This window comes from Actinocorallia lasiicapitis (genome assembly GCF_054778695.1).
The window spans coordinates 1-937 of sequence record NZ_BAAGZI010000805.1 but is presented as its reverse complement, the minus strand read 5'-3'; the positions used below and the strand labels follow the sequence as shown (position 1 = coordinate 937).

The following is a 937-nucleotide window of genomic DNA, read 5'->3' as shown; positions in this document are numbered from 1 at the left end:
GGGCGGGCGGGACGGCCCGGCAGCGCGACCGCCGCGACGGCCACCGCCACCGGGGTCCAGGCGAACAGCCAGATCCACAGCGACAGGCCGGTCACCCCGCCGACCGCGAACACCGCGATCCAGAGCCCCGCGACGCCGAGCAGCGCGAACAGCGTGCGCCACGGCGCCGTCCTGCGCCACCAGAGCAGCACGGAGCTGAGCGCCAGCAGGATCCCGGCCGTGACGGTCTGCGCCGTCCCGGTGATGACCGGATCCTCCGCGTCCGGCGAGAACACGACGAGCATGGGCAGCGCCCAGGTCAGCAGCATGGTCATCAGATCGACGGTGCGGTCCCAGCTCAGCCCGGCCCGGTCGGCGCGGTCCAGCGGGAGCCGTGCCTCGACCCACCACGCCTCGCCGTTCCGGCCCGCGGTGAGGGTGCCGCCCAGGCTGTGCGCCCGCTCCCGCATCCCCGGCACGCCACGGCCGGAGCCGAGCCCGGCAACGGGCGAACCGCACGGGTTGACGACCGTCACCACGACGCTGTCGCCCGGGTAGGCGACCTCGACCTCGACCTCGCCGTGCCCGTACCGCAGCGCGTTGGTCAGCGATTCCTGGACGATCCGGTACACGGCCTCGACCTGGCTCGGCCGGAGCGGAGCGGGACTGCCCGCGACAGTGATCGTCACCGGGAAGCCGAGCTTGGTCAGCCCCTCGGCCAGCGGCGGCAGCAGCGATTCCAGGGTGGCCTCGGTGTCGGTGGGCTCGCCGACGACGTCGACCAGCCGGCCGAGCGCGTCCAGCACACGCCGGCCGGTGTCGGCGGCGTGCGTCAGGGATTCCCTGGTGAGTTCGGGGTCGGCGATGCGGGCGGCGGCCGAAGCGTGCACGACGACGGCGCTGAGGTGGTGGCCCGCCACGTCGTGCAGCTCGCGGGCGATCCGTTCGCGTTCGGCCG

At 74.5% G+C, this 937-nt stretch carries 1 protein-coding gene; it reads right to left on the bottom strand.

The annotated features are described in order from the left end of the window. Window positions 1-937 (bottom strand): sensor histidine kinase (locus ACYVE7_RS34725; RefSeq protein ID WP_460370893.1); only part of this gene is annotated, 937 nt, incomplete at both ends.